At 57.7% G+C, this 21,386-nt stretch carries 18 protein-coding genes and 3 pseudogenes; 12 read left to right on the top strand and 9 right to left on the bottom strand.

Features of this window, described 5'->3' with window-relative positions:
• Window positions 1-19 precede the first annotated feature (19 nt).
• Window positions 20-907 (bottom strand): LysR family transcriptional regulator, encoded by an 888-nt coding sequence (locus tag H4V98_RS11700; protein ID WP_196864189.1) that lies wholly within the window; start codon window positions 905-907, stop codon window positions 20-22.
• A 98-nt stretch (window positions 908-1,005) separates the two neighbouring features.
• On the opposite strand from H4V98_RS11700, the gene H4V98_RS11705 reads away from it, so the two are divergent.
• Genes H4V98_RS11705 through H4V98_RS11715 form a run of 3 tightly spaced genes read left to right on the top strand, consistent with a single transcriptional unit; the run spans window position 1,006 to window position 5,919 of the window.
• Window positions 1,006-2,568, top strand: a complete 1,563-nt coding sequence (locus H4V98_RS11705) for an NADH-quinone oxidoreductase subunit L (RefSeq protein WP_280757516.1) — start codon at window positions 1,006-1,008, stop codon at window positions 2,566-2,568.
• On the top strand, window positions 2,565-5,045 hold the full coding sequence (locus H4V98_RS11710; protein ID WP_196864191.1) for a DUF2309 domain-containing protein: 2,481 nt from the start codon (window positions 2,565-2,567) through the stop codon (window positions 5,043-5,045). Before H4V98_RS11705 ends, H4V98_RS11710 begins: the two co-directional genes overlap by 4 nt.
• Window positions 5,046-5,055: 10 nt before the next feature.
• Window positions 5,056-5,919: a DUF6671 family protein gene (locus H4V98_RS11715; RefSeq protein ID WP_196864192.1), complete on the top strand. Its 864-nt coding sequence runs from the start codon at window positions 5,056-5,058 to the stop codon at window positions 5,917-5,919.
• 25 nt (window positions 5,920-5,944) lie between these two features.
• On the opposite strand, the gene H4V98_RS11720 is transcribed toward H4V98_RS11715, so the two are convergent.
• The 3 genes and pseudogenes from H4V98_RS11720 to H4V98_RS11730 all read right to left on the bottom strand — a co-directional run.
• A complete protein-coding gene (locus H4V98_RS11720; RefSeq protein WP_196864193.1) occupies window positions 5,945-6,529 on the bottom strand; it encodes a chromate transporter in 585 nt (194 codons plus the stop codon).
• Window positions 6,526-7,101 carry a chromate transporter gene (locus H4V98_RS11725; RefSeq protein ID WP_196864194.1) on the bottom strand — a complete coding sequence of 192 codons (576 nt, stop codon included), beginning with the start codon at window positions 7,099-7,101 and terminating at the stop codon, window positions 6,526-6,528. Before H4V98_RS11725 ends, H4V98_RS11720 begins: the two co-directional genes overlap by 4 nt.
• A gap of 233 nt (window positions 7,102-7,334) precedes the next feature.
• Window positions 7,335-7,415: pseudogene (locus tag H4V98_RS11730) on the bottom strand (3-oxoacyl-ACP reductase); the annotation flags it as partial.
• Between the two features lie 179 nt (window positions 7,416-7,594).
• On the opposite strand from H4V98_RS11730, the gene H4V98_RS11735 reads away from it, so the two are divergent.
• A complete protein-coding gene (locus tag H4V98_RS11735) occupies window positions 7,595-8,263 on the top strand; it encodes a DsbA family oxidoreductase (protein ID WP_196864195.1) in 669 nt (222 codons plus the stop codon).
• A 12-nt stretch (window positions 8,264-8,275) separates the two neighbouring features.
• Here H4V98_RS11735 and H4V98_RS11740 read toward each other — a convergent pair whose 3' ends face one another.
• Window positions 8,276-8,614, bottom strand: a complete 339-nt coding sequence (locus H4V98_RS11740; protein ID WP_196864196.1) for a hypothetical protein — start codon at window positions 8,612-8,614, stop codon at window positions 8,276-8,278.
• Between the two features lie 325 nt (window positions 8,615-8,939).
• Between H4V98_RS11740 and H4V98_RS11745 the strand changes: the two are divergent.
• Window positions 8,940-9,029, top strand: a pseudogene (locus H4V98_RS11745) (glutathione S-transferase); the annotation flags it as partial.
• Between the two features lie 448 nt (window positions 9,030-9,477).
• Window positions 9,478-9,924, top strand: a pseudogene (locus H4V98_RS11750) (PA2169 family four-helix-bundle protein); the annotation flags it as partial.
• A 102-nt stretch (window positions 9,925-10,026) separates the two neighbouring features.
• Here the strand turns inward: H4V98_RS11750 and H4V98_RS11755 are convergent.
• The 4 genes from H4V98_RS11755 to H4V98_RS11770 all read right to left on the bottom strand — a co-directional run bounded on the left by H4V98_RS11755 (window position 10,027) and on the right by H4V98_RS11770 (window position 12,366).
• The gene (locus H4V98_RS11755) at window positions 10,027-10,350 is read right to left on the bottom strand and encodes a hypothetical protein (RefSeq protein WP_280757517.1); all 324 of its coding nucleotides are present in this window, start codon (window positions 10,348-10,350) and stop codon (window positions 10,027-10,029) included.
• Entirely contained in the window at window positions 10,347-10,547 is a 201-nt protein-coding gene (locus H4V98_RS11760; RefSeq protein ID WP_196864199.1) for a hypothetical protein, read from the bottom strand. Before H4V98_RS11760 ends, H4V98_RS11755 begins: the two co-directional genes overlap by 4 nt.
• A 226-nt stretch (window positions 10,548-10,773) precedes the next feature.
• Complete coding sequence (locus H4V98_RS11765; RefSeq protein ID WP_196864200.1) at window positions 10,774-11,721, bottom strand: Ku protein; 948 nt, start codon at window positions 11,719-11,721, stop codon at window positions 10,774-10,776.
• 51 nt (window positions 11,722-11,772) lie between these two features.
• Window positions 11,773-12,366, bottom strand: coding sequence for a type 1 glutamine amidotransferase domain-containing protein (locus H4V98_RS11770; protein ID WP_196864201.1), 594 nt, complete (start codon window positions 12,364-12,366; stop codon window positions 11,773-11,775).
• A gap of 205 nt (window positions 12,367-12,571) precedes the next feature.
• Between H4V98_RS11770 and H4V98_RS11775 the strand changes: the two genes are divergently transcribed.
• From H4V98_RS11775 to H4V98_RS11800, 6 genes are all read left to right on the top strand, one after another.
• Window positions 12,572-13,051, top strand: coding sequence for a CHRD domain-containing protein (locus H4V98_RS11775; RefSeq protein WP_196864202.1), 480 nt, complete (start codon window positions 12,572-12,574; stop codon window positions 13,049-13,051).
• 430 nt (window positions 13,052-13,481) lie between these two features.
• A complete protein-coding gene (locus H4V98_RS11780; protein ID WP_196864203.1) occupies window positions 13,482-13,955 on the top strand; it encodes a hypothetical protein in 474 nt (157 codons plus the stop codon).
• 11 nt (window positions 13,956-13,966) lie between these two features.
• Complete coding sequence (locus tag H4V98_RS11785) at window positions 13,967-14,179, top strand: hypothetical protein (protein WP_196864204.1); 213 nt, start codon at window positions 13,967-13,969, stop codon at window positions 14,177-14,179.
• Between the two features lie 74 nt (window positions 14,180-14,253).
• Entirely contained in the window at window positions 14,254-16,638 is a 2,385-nt protein-coding gene (locus tag H4V98_RS11790) for a YgiQ family radical SAM protein (protein ID WP_196864205.1), read from the top strand.
• Between the two features lie 200 nt (window positions 16,639-16,838).
• Window positions 16,839-19,070, top strand: coding sequence for an ATP-binding protein (locus H4V98_RS11795; protein WP_196864206.1), 2,232 nt, complete (start codon window positions 16,839-16,841; stop codon window positions 19,068-19,070).
• Between the two features lie 63 nt (window positions 19,071-19,133).
• Window positions 19,134-21,374, top strand: a complete 2,241-nt coding sequence (locus H4V98_RS11800) for an ATP-binding protein (protein ID WP_196864207.1) — start codon at window positions 19,134-19,136, stop codon at window positions 21,372-21,374.
• Window positions 21,375-21,386: the final 12 nt, after the last annotated feature.

Below are 21,386 nucleotides of genomic sequence, written 5' to 3' on the forward strand. Positions count from 1 at the left end.
CGGACGGCCAAGCCAGTGGTTAGCCTGAAGTGCTTGTCAGCAATTTTTTCAGTACCGCCGACTGAAATTGCCGCTCGACGCTGATGGCATAAAAATTTTCATAAACCTTCGGCACCACGCAATATTGCTGCAACACACCGCTGTGCAGTTCGTCCTGCACGACCACGGCCGGTAACAGCGCCACGCCGCCTGAATCGCGGGCGAGCAAACGCAGCATCGCCATGTCATCGACTTCAGCAAATATGTTGACCTTGACCTGAAGGTGTTCGCAAAGCATGTCGAACTCGGTACGTATGTCGCTGCTGTGCCCGGGAAGCAAAAGCTTGACGCCGGGCAAATCATCGGGAAAGCGAAACGGACGCGACGCAGGGCGCGGCTTGCCCACCAGACAAACTGGCTGGCGCGCAACACGGCGGCATTGCCAGGCCTGTTCGGCGTCTGCGCTCACCGGGCGATTGGACAAGACGAGGTCAAGCTTGTGCACTGCCAGGCGTGGCAGCAACTCATCCAGGCTGCCTGACTCCAGCACCAGCTGCACATCTTCCATACCCATGATGGGGCGCAAAAAATTCTCCTGAAAATTGCGCGATACGTTGGCCACGCCTCCCACCTTGAGTCGCTGTATTTTCTGCCCCCCTCCAGCGGCCACCGCCGCCACCAGCTCGGTGCCGAGCGCAAAAATGCCGTCGGCGTATCCCAACACCACACGTCCCACTTCGGTCAGCTGCAGGCTGCGGCCCTGACGCAGGAACAGGGCATGTTCCATCTGCTCCTCAAGCTGGCGGATCTGGGACGACAGGGCTGACTGGGACACATGCAGCTGCTCGGCGACACGTGTCAGGTGCCCTTCCTTGGCAACCATCCAGAAATAGTAAAGATGACGGTAGTTAAGTCGGGAAAACGGCATGGTTCTGTTTTAAAGAATGATATTTAAAAATTTATCTATTTTACTTATTGCTGGCTTGAAGGCAAAGTCGCGCCATCTCAATCAACAGAAGGGGCTGGATGACCGAATTCAACAATGGCGCACTGCTTTGGTGTGTGCCGCTGATCTATGTGCTGGCCTGCATGCCGGTCGCGCTCGGTGCCGGAATTTTTCGTACATGGGTTGTAGCTGAAGGCGCAGCACTTGCCGCGCTTGCGATCGCGCTGGCCGCTGCTGTGCTGCAAGCACTCAGCAATTCGCACATCGACAAACTGGGACTGGCCATGCTGATGCTGGTCAGCCTGCTGGGCTGGGTGGTGATCCGCTATTCCCGGCGGTATCTGAACGGCGAGGAGGGGCAAAAGCGGTACGTGCTTGCCATGCTGCTGACTTTGGCATCCATCGGCGTCGTGGTGGTGACCAACAACCTGGGTGTGCTGGTGCTGGCATGGATTGCCAGCAGCATCACGCTGCACCATTTGCTGACCTTTTACCGCGACCGTCCTGCCGCGGTAGTGGTTGCGCATAAAAAGTTTATTGCCAGCCGCCTGGCCGAGGTGTGTCTGCTGGCTGCTTTGGCGCTGATTTATCGGGAAACCGGCACGCTTGAATTCCAAGGAATTTCCCATCACGTTCAGTCGGCCAATGCCCTGTCTGCGGCACTCAATACCGCCATGGCGCTGGTGGTGCTGGCGGTGATTCTCAAGTCAGCCCAGTTGCCTGTTCATGGCTGGCTGATTCAGGTAATGGAAGCGCCCACGCCGGTGTCGGCCCTGCTGCATGCGGGTATTGTCAATCTGGGCGGTTTTTTGCTGATTCGCCTGGCCGATGTCTTGTCGGTTTCGCCCACGGCGCAAACCTTGCTGGTCGTCGTTGGCAGCCTCAGTGCGGTGCTGGCCGGCCTGGTGATGATGACCCGCATCAGCATCAAAGTGCGCCTGGCCTGGTCAACCTGCGCGCAAATGGGCTTCATGCTGCTTGAATGCGGTCTCGGTCTGTATGAGCTGGCTTTCCTGCACCTGGTGGCGCATTCGCTCTACAAGGCCTATGCTTTTCTGGCTGCAGGCGAAGCCGTGCTGGACAGCCGCCGCCGTGCGTTTTATCCGTCCGAGGCCGGGCGTTCGCCTGCTACCCGCGCGGTGATGCGTCTTCTTTGCGTCCCGTTTGCCATTGTGCTGCTGGCTGGCAGCCTCGCAGTCTGGAAAATCGGCTTGCCTGGCCTGACGATTGCACCCGTAGCCATTCTGATTGTGGGGCTGGGTCTGGCGCCCTTGTTGTGGCGCGCCGATGGGTGGGGCATGGGCACGGTGCGCGGCGTCATCGCTATCCTGGTTCTAGGACAGTTCTACATTGCAGGGCATCTTGTCTTTGGCGCCTTGGTCAATACGCCGGTTGTTTCTGCACCGTTGCCATTGATTCTCTGGGCCGGCAGTTGCCTTCTATCGCTTTATCTGCTGCAAGTGTGGTTGCTCGCCTTCCCGAACGGGCAATTTTCCAAGGCCTTTTATCCATGGGCATATGCCGGCTTTTACCTTGACGCGCACTTTACGCGGCTGACGTTTCGTCTCTGGCCTATATCCCTGCCTGCAGTATTGCTGCGGCCCCCTTATTCAACTGCTGCACTGCTGAGCGAAAAATCATGAATGCTGTTTCCTCCTTGCTCCATCCGGTGAAGTCTTCTGTGGATCTGGCCGTCGATTCGGCCTGCCGCCTGATCGCACCAACCTGGCCCCTGGACCGCTTCATCGCAGTCAATCCATACTGGGGATGGGTTGACCGTCCCATTGAAGAGGCAGCCGGACAGCTAAATCAGTTGGGTGGCAGCCGCATGCACATGCCGCAGGCGTTCTATCGCGATGCCTGGAAGCGCCAGGCTTTTCAAACCGAACACCTGGCCCAGGCCATGGCGGAGGCAGGGGTGCCGGTGAACCCAACGGCAGTGATCGCCGCGCTTGATGGTGCGCAGGAATCGTCCGGCGCGCTTCCCTTGCTGTCGGACATGCACGACGCGCAACGCCATTTGGCACGCGAACCTGCCTGGTGCTCAACCATCACCCACCAGATCAGTCAGTTCTGCGCCGCGCATTTTGATGCCGAACAGGCCGACTGGCATCCCTCGCTGAGCAGCGGCTTGTATGCCGGGTGGCGCCATTCGATTGCACATGACCATGGCGTGGCGCTGTTGATGAAAGCGCCCGAAGTACTGCGACGTTCACAAGCGCTACCTGCCGATGCCCAGCAGGCGATTGCGTTTGTTCTTGATAAATTGGCCGTGCCTGCCGACGGCCTGAGTGACTTCCTGTGCGCTGTCTTGCAACGAATCAATGGATGGGCCTCCTGGTGCGCCTATTTGCGCTGGCAAGCGCGGCTCGAAGGCGAAGACGACAACCAAATCGTCGATCTGCTGGCGATTCGTCTTTCTTGGGAATATTTGCTGGACGATGGCTCGCGCGATGAACAATCTTCCTGGATGCGTTGGCGGAACGCCTGGCAAGGACCTCGCATTCGCAGCAGCCACACAGCACCGGACCACGCCGCGTTGCTGCATCGCGCGCTGGAAATAGCTTACCAAAAGCCGCTGGCTGCCGCATTGGCGAAGTCCTCTGCAGCTTCAACCGGGCACAGTTGCGCGGTTCAGGCGGTGTTTTGTATCGATGTTCGTTCAGAAGTGTTCAGGCGTGCGCTGGAAAGCGCTTGGCCCGACGTGCAGACGATGGGGTTTGCCGGTTTCTTTGGCCTGCCAATTTCTTATACGCCGCTGGGAACGACGGCGACGCGCCCTCAGCTGCCGGGGTTGCTGGCTCCCACCTTGTGCGTCACCGACTCGTGCGGCGGCAATGACCGTGACGCTGCGTTGGTCAAGGCCAGGCAGTCAAATTTTGCTGCCAAGCAAGCGTGGCAACCCTTTGAGCGCCTGCCGGGTTCGGCCTTTACGCTGGTGGAATCGATCGGTCTGGGTTACCTGGGCAAGCTGCTCAAGCGCAGCCTGCCTTCGAGCAGCGTTGCACCGCCTGCGGACCATGACGGCCTGGGTGCGCGTTACGCCGCGCGGCCTGTGCTGGTGGCGCAAGCAGATGACACGCTCGCGCAGCGTGTTTCTCTGGCTGAAGGCGTGCTCAAGGCAATGGGTTTGCGCTCGGGTTTTGCGCGCATGGTGCTGCTCGCAGGCCATGGCAGCCAGAGCGCCAACAACCCGCATGCGGCGGGGCTGGACTGCGGCGCCTGTTGCGGACAAACCGGAGAAGTCAATGCCCGCGCTTTGGCGTCGCTGCTGAACGACCCTGCGCTGCGGCAAGCCCTCTCCGAACGTCACCTCGTGGTTCCTGAAACGACGCACTTTCTGGCGGGCCTGCATAACACCACCACCGATGAGATGCAGCTCTATGACGTTGATCTGGTGCCTGCCAGCCACGCCCAAGACCTGACTCGTCTGCGCCAGACGCTGCTTGCAGCCGGTGCCAGGACACGTGCCGAACGCGCGCCTTTGCTGGGCCTGGGTGATCTGTGCGCGCAGCCTGATGCCTTGCTTTTAGCCCTGAAAAAAAGGGCCAATGACTGGGCGCAGACCCGGCCGGAATGGGGGCTGGTCAACAATGCCGCCTTCATTGTCGCGCCACGTTCCCGCTCCCGTCACCTCAATCTGGCCGGTCGGTCCTTCCTGCACGACTACGACTGGCAGGGAGATGCCCAGGGCAGCATTCTTGAACTCATCATGACCGCGCCGATGGTGGTGACGCACTGGATCAACATGCAGTACTTTGCCTCGACCGTGGACAACGCGCGCTATGGCAGTGGCAACAAGGTGCTGCACAACGTGGTCGGCGGCCGTATTGGCGTGTTCGAAGGCAATGGGGGCGACCTGCGCATTGGCCTGCCATTGCAGTCCCTGCATGACGGCGAAAAATGGTTGCACACGCCGCTGCGCCTGTCGGTCTTTATCGAAGCCCCACGGGCCGGCATTGAAGCGGTCATGCGCAAGCATGAAACGGTACGCCAGTTGGTGGACAACCGCTGGCTTCACCTTTTTCGCATCGATCCGCAAACGAATGTTGTTGAGGCCTGGTCTGGCGGTCGCTGGCAAACCTGGGTGGCAGCTCCGGATTCGGCACGCGAATCTTGAGGGTCAAGCAATGCAGAATTTTACGGATGTCCGCAACCTGTACCGGGGCCGTCATGTTGCTCTGCTGACGCAACACGGCAAGGAAGCCATCATTGGGCCTATTCTGGAGGCGGCAACAGGCTGCCGTGTAGACCTTGTGACAGGGTTTGACACCGATCAACTTGGCACTTTTACCCGCGATATTCCACGCTCCGGCTCGCAACTGGAAACGGCGTTGAAAAAAGCCCGCATCGGCATGACGCTGGCCAGTTCTCGCGTCGGCTTGGCAAGCGAAGGTGCTTTCGTTGCCGACCCTTACACCGGTCTGATTCCCTGGGATGTCGAGCTGGTCGTTTTCATCGACGATGAAAACGGACTTGAACTCACCGGGATTGCACAGGGGCCAGCCAAAAGTGGACATCGGGAAGTGAATAATTGGGAAGAAGTGGTGGCTTTTGCAGAAGAGGCTGAATTTCCATCCCATCACCTTGTCGTCATGGCAAAAGACGATCAGGCTTCGCCTATTTACAAAGGTCTTTACAACTGGACCTTGTTGCAAAAAGCGTATGAACAAACAGCCAGCCGGTCAGTAAAAAGTGGTGTCATCGTCGAAAACGACCTGCGTGCGTATTGCAATCCGACGCGCCAGAAACTCATTGGGGTCGCAACCGACAATCTTGCGCACAAGCTCAGTTCATCCTGTCCGGTTTGCGTAGCACCAGGCTACTGGATGACCCGGACCGTTACTGGTCTGCCATGCGCCCTTTGTGCAAGCCCCACCCGGCAAGCGCTGGCCGATATCTGGTCGTGCCAGCATTGCGGTCAAAGCGAAGAAAAACGCCGGGCCGGTGCATTGCTTGCCGATCCTTCACGCTGTGACAGGTGCAATCCCTGAACAGGTCAGTTGTGTATTTTTGCGCTTAAATCCAGCCGTACCAGCCCAGCAAGGCACCTGCGCCCAGCAGCCAGAGCAGGTGCGTTCTGGTGCGCCAGACCATCAAGGCGGTAACGATCGTCACCAGCCACACCGGCCAGTCTTTCAATGAACTGCCGTTGGCGCTTGCCAGAATCCAGCCGGTGGCGATAAGCAATGCCACGACGATGGGCGCCATGCCTTGTTTGAAGGCGCGCACGGCAGGTAAATCGCGGTTGCGATAGCCCCATTGGGCAGCGGCATAGGTCAGCACCGTGCTGGGAATCAGGATGCCCGTCAGCGCCAGCACCACGCCGAGCAGGCCGGTCATCATGCCGCCGGCATTCAGGCCGACATTCCAGCCAAGCAGCGCGACGAACAGCACATTCGGGCCAGGCGCGGCCTGGGCGATCGCAATCGAGGCATTGAACTGCGCGTCGGTGAGCCAGTGCTGCTGATCGACCAGAAAGCGGTGCATGTCGGGCGCGGTGGTGATCGCCCCGCCTATCGACAGCAAAGAAAGCGTCAGGTAATGCAAAAACAGGTTGATCCAGTCTTGCGGACCAAACACCAGGGTGATCGGCTCCGTCATGGCTTGAGCTTTTGGTAGGCCACGGTGCAGGCCACGCTGCCCAGACCGAACAACACATAAAACAAGGGCCAGCGCAGCAGCGCAATGGAGACAAAGCACATCAGACCAAAAGCGATGCACAGCCGCAGACCGAGCACATTTTTCAGCAGTGCGCCAAACAGTTTCAGGCCGGTCGCCGCAATCAGCCCGGCGGCCACCGCGCCCATGCCGCGCAGCGCGCCCGCGACGCCCGGATGGTCGGCAAACTGGGCATACACCAGCGCCAGCAGCAGCACCAGGATCAGCGGCACCGCCAGCATGCCGGCCAGTGCCGCCATGGCGCCCTTCAGCCCAAAGTAGCGCCCGCCAATCATCAGTGAAAGGTTGACCACATTGGGACCGGGCATGATTTGCGCCACCGCCCAGTCCTCAATGAATTCTTCGCGTGTCATCCAGCGTTTTTTTTCAACCATTTCGCGTTGCACCACGGCCAGCACGCCGCCGAAACCCTGCAGCGCCAGGAGAGTGAAGGAAACGAACAGGTCAGTCAGGGACTGGGGTTGCGGATGGTCGGGTATCGGCAGGGAAGGCATGCGTGAATTATCGCTGCAGGCTTGAAAAAGCAAGGTCGGCGCGGGGCGATGGAATGAGCACTGATCTAATCAAAAAAACATAGCTGCTTGTGCCCGTCCAGCATGCGCCAAAGGCATAAAACACCAATAAAATGAACGCACTGAATGATAGGGCGTTTGTTGGTCACGCCATTCACGACACCACCCATCGCAACCTTGTGGCCTGCAGGCAAGCGCTTGCCCGCGCTGGCGTCAAACTTGGTGGCGTCGCAGTTGGTCTGACCAAAGTTGCCAAAGATGCCCACCACCGAGCTGGCATCGAGAATCACGCCCCGTAGCTACATGGCCTGCTCCGTGTGATGAATGAGCAGGCCATAGTGACCGCGCTTGCGGACTGCCGGGTTGACGTGCATCCCTCCGTTGATCGGAGGACAATGCCTGAAATCCACTTCAATACAAAACCGGAAAACGGGCCATTCCCGGAATGCCGCGTTTTGGCTTACAGAAAACCCCCATGACTACCTTGATAAAGATTGATTTTGTTTCCGACGTTTCGTGCCCCTGGTGCGCCATTGGTCTGAAAGCACTAGACGAGGCGCTGGCACGTGTGGCGGGCGAGATCACCGCCGAACTGCACTTCCAGCCTTTCGAGCTCAATCCGAAGATGGCGCCCGAAGGCCAGGAAATCACCGAACACATCACCGAAAAGTACGGTATCACGCCGGAGCAGGCCCACGTCAATCGCGAAAACATTCGCCAGCGCGGCGAGGATGTCGGTTTCACGTTCAGCCGGGCCGACCAGCCCGGAGGAGGGCGCAGTCGCATTTACAACACGTTTGACGCCCATCGCTTGCTGCATTGGGCCGGACTTCAGGGAAGCGGCGTGCAAAAGGCATTGAAGGAAGGTCTGCTGAAGGCTTACTTCACCGATGGCCAGAGTCCTGCTTCACACGAGGTGCTGATCCGTGTAGCTGGCGAGTGCGGTCTCGACCCGGTTCAGGCCGCCGAAATGCTGGCAAGCGATGCCTATACCGAAGAAGTACGCGAGCGAGAGTCGTTTTACCTGACCCAGGGGATCCATTCGGTGCCTGCGGTCATCATCAACGACCGCCACCTGATTTCCGGTGGCCAGCCGGTTGAGGTGTTCGAGCAGGCGCTGCGCCAGATCGCTGCGGCAGGCTGAACTGCATTCAAATCAGTCCGGCTTTTTCACGCTGGCCTGGTCATGCTGGCTGGCGGCACTGGCAGACCCGGTTTTCGTGCTGCCATCGCTCGCGTCCTTGAGCGGTTTGGAAGCAGAAAGCCTGTCTGCGCCGGACTTGTCAGCACCCTGGCCGCCTTCTTTGCTTGAACTGCCAGCATCCCGGCCGAACGAATTGTCAGCATGGCCATAGCCGCCATATTGCGCACCTGTCTGGTCAGGATGAAGCGGTGGACTGCTCTGCACTTCCTGACTGGGTACCGATTCATTTGAAGTTGTGGTGCTGACTTCAGTGGCTGGCTCTGCCAGATGCTTTGGTTTTCTTGGGTTCATTTGAATTTCCTTGATGAAATCGTTGAATTGGGACCATGCAGAAAGCATGTTTCATGCTGGGAATTGGGCCAAACATTCGGCCCAAAGCCGTGCCAGGTTGCAGACTTTGAGTAGCCTGTGATGAGGGCGCGAATTGAATGTATGAAGTTCTCAGGATTAAAGGAATCGGACCTGGATGAACTCGGTGTAGGACAAGCCAGGACTTTCCGATATGGCCACGGAGCCAAGTTCCCCTTGCTTTTATTGCTATCGAATAAGTAGCAGGTTGATCAGGTGGTTCATACGCTGGAGTGGTATTTTCAACAAAACCATTGAAAGTCAACACATGGCTTACCCGCTGCATTACTGGCCCGGTATTCAGGGGCGCGGCGAATTCCTGCGGCTGGCGTTGGAAGCGGCTGGCGCGTCCTATGTAGCGATGGTATGCGGGGTTATCTGCAGAGTGACAGGCGCATTGCGTTCAGCGAAGACGGCATTTTCCGGAACTGGAGAGCTGAGTCCTACTGCTACGTGTTTGATAGCTGTTGGTGATTACAGGACGCGCTCAAAGCGTTTATTTGGCGTCAAAAATTCTGGTTGGACCGGCACACGCGCCGCCTGGGGTTGGGTGTTGTCTGCAATGGCGGAACGGTTTTTTCCTACATCGCTGTTTGTGCTTGCCTGACCGGTGTTGGGTTTCATCCGGGAGAGTATTGATGCTGAACCGAAAAACGCTGCCCAGAGGCCTGACCTTTCAGGTATTCAGCGAACGCATCGATAGCCTGCGGTGTTGAAACGCTTGATTTCGATGGTGTTCAGTTATGTCGCAATTCGGCAGATTTTTTCAACCTTGACTTGATGGAGCCAACCCCATGCCAGCTACCAACGACGATGTGATCAGCACGTTGAACGACCTTCTTGAATCGTGCCGCGACGGTGAATATGGATTCACCACTTCCGCCGAACATACCGAATCGCCTGACCTCAAAACTCTGTTGACACGCCATGCCAGCGAGTGCCAGGGCGCTGGCCAAGAACTGCAAGCGCTGATTCGTCAGCTTGGGGGCGAGCCGGATGAAGGTGGTTCCATGTCAGGAGCGTTGCACCGTGGATGGGTTTCGGTGCGTGGCGTGTTGAGCGGTCACAGCGACCAAGCCATGCTGGACGAATGCGAGCGGGGCGAGGATTCTGCCGTGGCCAGTTACCGCAAGGCGCTCAAGCAGGACTTGCCACCGGCCATCCGTAATGTTGTTGAAAAGCAGGCTCAGGGCGCTCAAAAAAATCATGACGAGATCAAGGCCCTGCGCGATTCACACAAGGCGCGTCACTGAACTATTTCGTGAATTCCTGCTTGCCTGCCGACATTTTGCGATGCGGCAAGCCAAAGGCCTCAACTGGCTATCCGGTTGAGGCCTTTTTTCCAGTTTGCGTGTTCAGTTGTCCAAACTTCTGGCGCAACTGACCTGGGCATCAAATTGTGTTCCCTGCCGGGAGTAGTCACTGTCGGTCACGCGACAACCTGAAACCATCTCGATCGCTTGACGAAGGGATGTCTGGGCGCTGGGCGTTTGTGCAAGGATTTTTTCGTTTCCGGCGGCGCTGGCGGTCCAAGTGCTTTCGGTAATCTGCCGGACGCGAAAGGATTTGCCGTCCAGAGTCATCATGCGGGGCGCAGGCTCTGCAGTTACTCCAGGCAGGGTGCAACCACTTATTCCAAGGCTGGCTACAGCAAACGCCCAAGCAATGCACTGTTTCATGAATTACCAGCTTTGATTAGCATGGAAGCTGATGGTTGTTGTCCCGCTATGGCTGCTGACTGGCCATGGTCAGGCGTGAGTTGTGCCTTGGGCGTGGGCACCATCGGAGTAGGCGTTGGCAGTTTGGCGTCAGGACAGCCTGAAAGCAACAGGGCTGCGCAAGCCAGTGGTGGCACTAAAAAAAGACGTTTTTTCATCAGATTCTCCAAGACAGTTCTTCGGCATCTCCAAATCATAGGCGGTCATTTGTCGGCCTGACAGAAACCGAACTGATGTTGCGGCCAAGGCCTACAGTCGAATTGGATGGTCCTGGCAGCGCTCGATTGGTGTTCGGATCCAAAGGTGAAAATTCATCTTTGTTTTTGAAATTTTGGCAGGCTAGGGCAAAGGCATTTTTACCACTTTTTAAAGCGCTTGACGCGTCTATCCAGTCTTGCGACTGCCTGTCAAACCGGAGGTTGCGTACTTGATTTCGTCAGGCACCGGTGCTTTTTTCTTGGCTGACAAGGCGCTTGCCCTGACCTTGCCTTTTGCACTGTTGCCATTCCCAGGCGTGTCGGATACCTCGCTTTTGTGCAGGCTGCGCTGCAGCAAGTCACTGAGGTTCAGGATTTGCGCGCCAAAAGGAGTCGTTTCTTCGGCATCCTCTTCAAATTGTGCAATGGATTGCAGCTGTCCGGCTGCAACCTTGCGTGCAACCAGCGCCAGGATTTCGTCCTTGAAAGAATCGCTGAACTGGTGCGGGTCCCACTTGCCGCGCATGTCCTCAATCAGCGCCACGGCCATCGCCAGTTCTTTGTCACTGACGCCCGCTGCCTTCGGTCCTTTGGGTGGCAGATCAAGGTCTTCCCAAGAGCGGATTTCATCACCCCAGCGCAGCAGATTCAGCACCAGGCCCTGGCCCGACGGCACAAGCACGGCCAGATGCTGTTTGTTTTGCAGCACGAGCCGGGCCACACCTACCTGCCGGGTCTGCAGCAAGGCGTCGCGCAGCAGCGCATAAACCTTCTCGCCTTTGTTAATCGGCTCCAGGTAGTAGGGCTTTTCCAGGTAAACGAAAGGAATCTGTGTATTGGGCACAAAGCTGTCAATGGCAATGGTCTGCGTCATCTTGGGGTAGGCCTCACGGATCTCCTCGTCGGTCAGCACCACATAGCAGCCTTTTTTGTATTCGATGCCCTTGATGATGTTTTCGGCCTCAATTTCCTGACCTGTGACCTTGTTGATGCGCCGGTAGCCCACAGGATCCAGGGTGCGCTTGTCCAGCCAGTCAAAATCGAGCCCGGTATTGACCGTGGCCGAATGCAGGGCCACCGGGACATGCACCAGCCCGAAGCTGATGGCGCCTTTCCACACCGCACGTGTTGCCATGAATTTTCCTTTGGTTGGGCTTTGGGACGTTAATAAAGTGGCCTGTCCACCTTAAGCCGCTGAAGACGAAATGTCATCCGACGTGCCCCGTATATGCTTGACCAAAATGTCTTTGAACGCCGCATTAAAGGCAGGAATGTCGTCAGGCGTGCGGCTGCTGACCCAGTTACGGTCCACCACAACCTTTTCATCGACCCAATAAGCCCCGGCTTTTTCCAGGTCGCGCTTCACGTCCGGCGCACTGGTCATCTTGCGGCCCTGCACCAAGCCAGCCGAAATCAACAGCCACGGCGCATGGCAAATTACGGCAATCGGTTTGCCTTGCGCATCAATCTGTCTGACCAGCGCCTGCGCATCCGGATTGTTTCGAATGTGACTGGCGTTGACTTCGCCGCCTGGCAGCAAAAGCGCGTCGAATTCATCAGCCCCAGCTTGCTTGAAGGTCGCGTCCACATCAAAAAGATCGCCCGGTTGGTCGTGATGGACGCCACGGACCTGGCCCGTTTTATCGGACAGCATGCGGATGATCGCTCCAGCTTTTTCAAGAGCGGCTCGTGGCTCGGTCAGCTCTGCCTGTTCAAAACCGTCGGTAAGAAAGATGCCAATGCAAAGGCTGCCCAAAGTGGGTTGCGAAGTGTTGGACATGGTTTTCTCCTGGGTTCACCATGGTCTCACTTTGAACCGCGCCCTCAGGGGTATTTGTCGGCGCGCCAAGTTCGATGGCGTAGGAGAAAGGCCCCAATTCAGACCGTGCAGGCCCATAAAACGCTTTCCATTAACAATCGGGTTTATTCTGTCGTTGCGTATTGTTCGCAGGATCGCAATCAATTTTCATTTATCGGGAGACCCCATGATTCAACGTCGCCAAGCCCTTCGCCTTTCACTCGCCACGCTGACTGTTTCAGCCCTTGCCGTCATTAGCGGTTGCGGCATGATGAAATCAACATCTACCGACATGGCCAGTGCCAACATGGTGGCCCTCAGCACGCAGTTGCGAGCCGGCAATGAGGTTCCGCCCAATGCCAGTCAAGCCACTGGAACCGTCGATGCCGTGCTGAACAAGGAAACCAATTTGCTGCGCTGGAAAGTTAGCTACACCGGCTTGAGTGGTCCTGCCTCCATGGCACATTTCCATGGCCCTGCTGCTGTCGGCGCGAATGCCGGCGTGGCGTTGCCATGGCCAAATCCTGTCACCAGTTCGATGGAAGGCAGTGCCACACTGACCCCTGCGCAGTCAGCCGAGTTGGTTGCCGGCCGCTGGTATGCCAATATTCACACCGCCATGCACCCCGGTGGCGAAATCCGCGGCCAGATGATGGTGAAAAACTGATTTGCAAACTTTGTCTTGGCCATTGCTTGCATGGCTGAGACCATTCAGTTACTGGGTGAAGTAGGCTTTTTGTGCTTAGAACCAGTCAAAACCCAGGGTTTGCGAATGCATCCTTGCCAGCTATGGAGCAGGATGCACAGCAGTATGGGAGCGGGCTGTACCAGCGCCCGCAGTGTTTGACCGTTGGGGTTGACCGCAAACGTGTATATGGAAAGCACTTATGGCCGTTGCCGACAAGGCAGGCAGGTTCAGTGCTTCACGTTATATAAAGCCGATGAAAATAGTTCATCGGCTTTCACCCTTTTCAGCAGCATAAGATTTTTGGCGTGGCCTTTGCCGACAGCCCATGTTGTGTGCGTTGAAATTAATCCGTGCGTACCGGGTTTGGCCGACAGGCCAGACGTTTTGACCAGTACCAAAGAGACCCGCCATGGCATCGCATGACCATCAACAGAAACATGAGCAGCAACTGGCGCAGTTTTATCTGGCGTTTGAAAACGGCGGCTTGCTTGGTGCACTTCGGTACCTCAATGCCCGCACCACGTTTCGCTACACCGCCATCTACCGGCTTGACGGGCAGATGATGCGCAATATCTTGTTGTTCGACCGTGATGGCGAAAACCCCACCAGCCTGTCAGAATTGCCGTTAGGCGACAGTTTTTGCCAGTTCGTGATGCGCGACAACGGTTTCAATACGGCCAATTCTGCTGACGACATGCGGCTGCTTGGCCATCCTTACCAGGGTATCCTGAATTCCTATTTCGGCCTTCCGTTGTCTCGCAAAGCTGGGACGATCTACGGCACGTTTTGCCATTTCGACGCCCAGCCCATGGAGATTGCCGACAGCGAAATCGCCTTCCTTGAAGCGGTCAGCACGTTGCTGATGGATCAGCTCGACAGGTAAAGCGCGGTGTGATGTTTGACGCGCCCCGGCAGAAAGTTTCTGATTCGATAGCTGCGCTCTCTTTGCAGCATTGTGTCAAGACCGTGGTCAAGGCATGGACGGCTGCCATCCACAGCATTCAGCGCACCATCGCCGACTGCATTTTTCGTCGTCCGCAGGGCATGGACTTTCATTTCCAAGGCGTATATCAACGCCGGGTTCCCCTGTCGTCGATAAAACCTTAAAATCATGGGTTAAGTAAAAATCGCAGACGTTGTCATTTGGCCGTCCGCGCGATTTCAACCATGAATCGCCCGCCATGAACGCCCCCATCGACGTCTCGTTTTTCAACCGCGCCGCCAAGCCCATCACCAGTTACCGCAAATACTGGGCTGCCCGTTTCGGCACCGCCAAATTCCTGCCGACGACCCGCGCCGAGATGGATGCGCTGGGCTGGGACAGCTGCGACATCATCCTCGTCACTGGCGACGCATACGTTGACCACCCCAGCTTCGGCATGGCGGTGATTGGCCGGGTGCTGGAAGCCCAGGGCTTTCGTGTCGGCATCATTGCCCAGCCCGACTGGCAAAGCGCCGAGCCCTTCAAGGTGATGGGCAAACCCAACCTGTTCTGGGGCGTGACCGCCGGGAACATGGACTCGATGATCAACCGCTACACGGCGGACCGCAAGATTCGCAGCGACGACGCCTACACGCCCGGCGACATCGGCGGCAAGCGGCCCGACCGCGCTGCCATCGTCTACAGCCAGCGCTGCCGTGAAGCCTACAAAGACGTACCCATCATTCTGGGCGGCATCGAAGGCAGCCTGCGACGCATCGCGCATTACGACTACTGGTCCGACAAGGTGCGCCGCTCCATCGTCGTCGATGCAAAAAGCGATTTGCTGCTCTATGGCAACGCCGAGCGCGCGCTGGTCGAGATTGCCCACCGCCTGGCCGCACGCGAACCGGTGCACAGCATCACCGATGTGCGCGGCACGGCCTTCGTGCGCCGACAGGACGACGAAACCGGCCGGGGCTGGTTCGAGATTGACTCGACGCAGGTCGATGAGCCGGGCCGCGTCGAGTCGCACATCAACCCTTACATGACCACCAGCGAACAGGCGGCCGAGCAAGGCAGCACCTGCGCCAAGGAAGACGGCGAGAAGGCTGCTGCTGAAAACGTAGCTGCTGGTGCAATGCCAGCAAGCGCTACAGGTCAATTAAGCTTAAAGACAGAGGCCAACCCGGCGATCAAGCCACTGACCTTCTTTCCGAATCCTGCGCTCTACGGCAAAGGCAATGTCAAGGTGCCGCCGCGCGACCGTACCGTAATTCGACTGCCCAGCTACGAGCAGATCAAGGCCGACCCGGTGCTGTATGCCCACGCCAACCGCGTGCTGCACCTGGAAACCAACCCCGGCAACGCCAGAGCCTTGGTGCAGGCGCATGGCGAAGGCACGACCGCGCGCGATGTCTGGATCACGCCGCCGCCCATCCCGCTGACCACCGCCGAGATGGACTACGTGTTCGACCTGCCGTATGCACGCTCCCCGCACCCGAGCTACGCCGACGACAACGGCAGCCACGACGGCGTGACCAAGATACCGGCCTGGGAAATGATCCGCTTTTCGATCAACATCATGCGTGGCTGCTTTGGCGGCTGCACCTTTTGCTCGATCACCGAGCACGAAGGCCGCATTATTCAGAGCCGTTCCGAGGAATCGGTGATCCGCGAGATAGAGGACATCCGCGACAAGGTCGAAGGCTTCACCGGCACCATTTCCGACCTGGGCGGCCCGACGGCCAACATGTACCGCCTGGGCTGCAAGAGCCCGGAAATTGAAGCCGCTTGCCGCAAGCCAAGCTGCGTTTACCCTGGTATCTGCCAGAACCTGACCACCGACCATGGCCCGCTGATCAAGATCTACAAGCGCGGCCGTGCGCTCAGGGGTGTCAAGAAAATCCTGGTCAGCTCGGGTTTGCGTTACGACCTGGCGGTGAAAAGCCCCGAGTACGTCAAGGAACTGGTCACGCACCATGTCGGTGGCTACCTGAAAATTGCACCTGAGCACACCGAGCAGGGGCCGCTGACCAAGATGATGAAGCCCGGCATCGGCAGCTATGACAAGTTCAAGCAGCTGTTCGAGAAGTTCAGCCTGGAAGCCGGCAAGAAGCAGTTTTTGATTCCCTACTTCATTGCCGCCCACCCCGGCACCAGCGACGAAGACATGATGAACCTGGCAATCTGGCTGAAGAAGAACAGTTTCCGGGCCGACCAGGTGCAGACCTTCTACCCCAGCCCGATGGCAACGGCCACGGCGATGTACCACAGCAACAAGAATCCGCTTCGCAAAATCACCCGTGACAGCGAAACCGTGGACATTGTTCGCGGTGACAAGCGCCGCCGCCTGCACAAGGCATTCTTGCGCTACCACGATGCCAACAACTGGCCGTTGCTGCGCGAAGCGTTGAAAACGATGGGCCGCGCCGACCTGATCGGCAACGGCAAGCACCATTTGATTCCGACCTTTCAGCCGATGACCGACGGCACCTACACCAGCGCGCGGCGGAAAAATTCGACGGCTTCCGTGGCCCCGGCCGCGCCTGTCAAGGGCCGCATGCTCACGCAGCACACCGGCCTGCCGCCACGGGACAACGGCTCGGGCAAGGTGTCCGGCAAACTGGTGCGCAAGCTGCGCTAGGCAGCTGCTGAAAGAGCAAAAGAAATTTCAGGTGTTTCAAGGCTCTGGGCATGCAAAGCATGCCCGGGTAGCTACAAAAACAATAGCGTCTTTTTTGCTGTCATGGCTGGCTGGCTGACAGGCAGCGCTGCGAAATAGGCGTAAGGTTGCATGGCAATAATCGTCCATCCTGAAACCTGTCCGGCGCCTACTGTAAAAACATGAATCCAAACCTGACCGATGATGTGCCCGCGCCGGCCATGCCAGGTTTTCTGGCCAACGGTGGTGAAATGGGCGCGCTCATCAGCGCCAGTGACTGGCATAAGACCTCTCTTGGCGGTGTTGAGGGATGGCCACCCGCTTTGAAGGTTGTGCTGGCATCACTGCTGAGTTGCCCGCAGCCTATATTCCTGGCGTGGGGACCGGAGCTTTTCTCGTTTTTCAATGACGCCTATCGTCCCATGCTCGGGAAGCGCCTCGAGGGTGCGATGGGAAGGCCATTTGCCGAGTTGTGGTCCGATGCCTGGCCTGATCTTGAGCCGATCGTGCGCAAGGCACTCGACGGAGAAGGCTCGCTTTACGAAAACCTGCCGCTCACCCTGACCCGCAACGGCTTTGAAGAAGCCACCTGGTGGTCGTTTTCTTATATGCCCTTGCGCGACGCCAGTGGGGCAGTCGCTGGCATGTATTGCATCACCACCGAGAAAACCGAACAGATGCTGCTGTCACAGCAGGCGGCGTTCGAGCAAAAACGGCAGTCGTTCCGGATCGAACTCAGAGATGCCCTGCGCGATGCCAGCACGCCCGAAGCCTTGATGGCGACTGCCGCAGAAAAGCTGGGCCAGCACCTGCAAGCGGGTTGCGTCGGCTATGCGCAGGTTGATGCCGAGGGCAAGTGGATGCAGGTTCACCAGGACTGGACCGCTGCGAATTGCCACAGCATAGTAGGAACCCATCGACTTGACATTTACGGTCCCGCGATGATGGCAGAGGTGCGAGAAGGTCGAACCGTTGCAGTGAGCGATGCATTGACCGACCCGATTGTCGGCGCGGCTTATGCAGCAGCTTTTGAATCTGCCGGTGCGAGGGCCATCATCAATACCCCGTTGATCAGGAATGGACATCTTGCCGCGATCCTGTTTGTGCTTAATCCTGAGCCGCGCAACTGGACGCTTTCCGAAAAAGCACTGGTCGAGGAAATTGCCCAGCGGACCTGGACATCGCTGCAGCGACTGCAGACAGAGCTTGACCTGCGCGAAATGAACCAGGCGCTTGAGCAGCGCACGACCGAACTGCTGCGCACGGAAACCGCGCTGCGGCAGTCACAAAAACTCGAAGCGCTGGGCCAGCTTACCGGTGGTGTGGCGCATGATTTCAACAATCTGTTGGCTGTCATCAGCTCCTCGGTCGAGTTGTTGCGCAGCGACAAAATACCTGTCGAGCGGCATAGCCTGTATCTGGACATGATTTTCGATACGGTGGCGCGCGCAGTCAAACTTACCAGCCAGTTACTGGCTTTCGCCCGACGGCAGCCTCTCAGTCCCGAGGTGTTTGATGTCGACCTGCAGGTAAAAAGCGTGGTTGATCTGGTTCGTCCCCTGATGGGGTCACAGGTACAGGTTGATTTTGAGCCTTCCGGGGGGAGTGTCTGCTTTGCCATGGCAGATATCAGCCAGTTTGAAACCGCGCTGGTGAACCTTTCCATCAACGCACGCGACGCCATGAACGCAAAAGGCCTTCTTACCCTCAAAGTGCATGCCGTGGACAGCATTCCGGCTGGCCCGGGTCATGACCGCCGCGTGGGTGAATTCATTGCCATTTCTATGGCTGACACGGGCTGCGGGATTGCGCATGACAAGCTGCAGGCCATCTTCGAGCCTTTCTACACCACCAAGGAAGTCGGCAAAGGCACGGGCCTGGGCTTGAGCCAGGTGTTTGGTTTCACCAAACAATCGGGCGGAGAAGTCGAGGTGCGCAGCGTACCCGGCAAGGGCTCTGTTTTTACCCTGTACCTGGCGCGTGCCATGCCCTTGCTCTCGCTACAAAATGCAACGGAGCTGACAAAACCGGATGTTCAGGGCCATCGCACCAGCGTGCTCATCGTCGAGGACAACCAAACCCTGGCACAAATGACGTGCGAAATTCTGGATGATCTGGATTACCGCACAACCTGGGCGGCCAGCGCAGAGGCTGCATTGGCCCTGTTGGCCAAGGATGCAGGCCGCTTTGACCTGATGTTTTCCGACGTGATCATGCCGGGAATGGGCGGCATCGAGCTTGGGCTTCTGGTGCGTCAACGCTACCCTGGCCTGCCGGTCGTGCTGACCAGCGGCTACAGCGCTGCCATGGCCGAAAAGGGACGACACGGCTTTGAGCTGATTCAAAAACCTTACACGTCTGAAGCGCTGGTGCGGGTTTTTTCCAAGGTGATTGCCGGTCAGTCGTCTGCTTAAAGCAGTCCGTCTTTCAGGACTGAACAGCTTGATTCGAAAATTCGAAACCTTGAAAAATCACCCATGAAAATCCGTTCCCAGCTGCTGCTCATGGCTGCGGCCATACTGATTCCCGTCATTGCGGTGTCCGGTATGGCACTCAAAAAGATCAGGGACGCCGGACAACAGGCGGAATTACGCGGGTTGAGCGAAACGGCGCATTCCACGGCCCTTATCGTTGACCGCGAGATACAAGGCTCACTGTCGGCGCTAAAGGTATTAGGCAACTCAGCAAATCTTGAAAGTCGGAACTTCAAGGCGTTTTACCAGCAGGCTGCAGCGTTTTACCAGCAAGGTGATTCGTGGATCGTGCTGTTCGACGACAAAGGCGTAGAGCTTGTGAACACTGCCGTTCCTTTCGATACCGTATTGCCGCTATTTCCAATCAGGGCGGATATGGTCAAAAACGTTCTTTCAAGCCAAAAACCATTGACTACCGATGTGGAACTCGGCACTGTTACCGGCAAGATGATCACCGCCGTCAACTTTCCCGCCGCCGCAGCGGGCGGCAGGTCGTTCGTCGTTGCCCAAGTGTTTTCCGTTGATTACTGGAAAAAACAGGCTTTGCAGGCCAACCTGAATTCCGATTGGATTACGGGCGTAGTAGACTGCAATGGACTGTTCATTGCTCGCAGCTTCAGAGCAGACGAGTTGGTTGGCAAACCGGGCATCCCTGGCATCGTTGCCGTTAGCCAGGCTTCCAAAGAGGGCATTGTGCGTTACTCGTCCATGGAAGGCGTTGACTCCTACAAAGCCTATACCCATTCTGAGCTGACGGGGTGGACTATTGGTGTTTCTGCACCAGTCAACTCTATTAACGGAACTGCCAATCGCGCCGTCTGGCTGGCGGTGGCCGGGATGCTGGCGGCCTTTGCCGTGGCTGCCCTGGCCGTCGCGGTGTTTGGCCGTCGTTTTATCAGGGCAATTAAAGGCGCCAGCCGAACAGCCATGGCGCTCGGGCGCGGCCAGCAGCCTGACGTTGAACGAACGGGTATCGAAGAAATCGATGCCTTGAACCACGAACTGGTCGGTGCAGGCGCTTTGCTGGAGGCCGAACGCAAGTTCCGCCGGACTGCTGAAGCCGACAGGGAGCGCCTTTTGCGCAATGAAACCATGGCGCGGGAAGCTGCCCAGGCACAGAACGAAACCAAGGACGCATTTCTGGCCATGCTGGGGCATGAGCTCCGAAATCCTCTGGCTGCCATCGCTGGCGCGACGGCCTTGCTGGCGCGAACCGGTCTGGACACGCCTGGCGCTGAGCGCTGCATCGCGATCATCAACCGCCAGAATCAACACCTTCACCATATCGTTAACGACCTGCTGGACGTCAGCCGGTTGATGGCTGGAAAAATTGCGCTGGGAAAAGAGCCGCTGGACATGGCCGATTGCGTGAACCAATGCGTCGAAGCACTTCGCCCCACTGAACTGGCAAAGGGGTATTCAATTACCGTACATGCCAGTTGTGCATGGTTCCGCGGTGACGCCGTGCGAATGGACCAGATACTGAACAATTTGCTGACCAATGCGCTGAAGTTTTCCGAGCCTGGCAGTGAAGTCAGGGTCACGGTTAGCGAGGTTGCCGACAGGACGGTCGTGACGGTTCAGGATGCGGGGGCCGGCATGGCGCACGAATTGCTTGCTCGCGTGTTTGAACCTTTCGTTCAGGGGCCAGCCCCTGCCAACCGACTGCAGAGCGGGCTTGGCATTGGCCTGGCGCTGGTCAGGCAATTGGTGCGCCTGCACGGCGGCGACATTGAAGCGGCCAGCGAGGGAACCGGCAAAGGCAGCACTTTTTCATTCTGGGTTCCCGCCATTGCCGCAGTCGCCACTGCAGCCGCGCAGATTCCAGAAACCAGTTGCCTGGCTGCAAACGCGCCCCGGCAGCGCAAGCTGGTTTATGTCGAAGACAATGCCGATGCCAGAACCATGATGGCCGAACTGCTGCGCCTGCTCGATTACGAGGTGACTGAAGTGGAGGATGGCGCCAGTGCGCTGCCTGCCGTGCTGGCCATGCAGCCTGATGCGGTGATCATCGACATTGGCTTGCCCGACATGGATGGCTATGAAGTTGCCCGGCGGCTGCGGGCTGATCCCTTGACGCTGTCAATTCCGCTGATTGCGCTGACGGGTTTCGGGCAGCTTCGCGACATGCAGGCCGCCACACTGGCAGGCTTCAACGCCCACCTTGCCAAGCCGGCCAGCTCGGCCGCCATTGCCAAAACCGTTGAGGAAGTGATCGTTAGCAATAAAGTTTTCAAAAGCTGAAGGCTGGTTTTT

Origin of the sequence: Polaromonas sp. CG_23.6, assembly GCF_029892315.1 — a bacterium.
Lineage (GTDB): Bacteria > Pseudomonadota > Gammaproteobacteria > Burkholderiales > Burkholderiaceae_C > Polaromonas.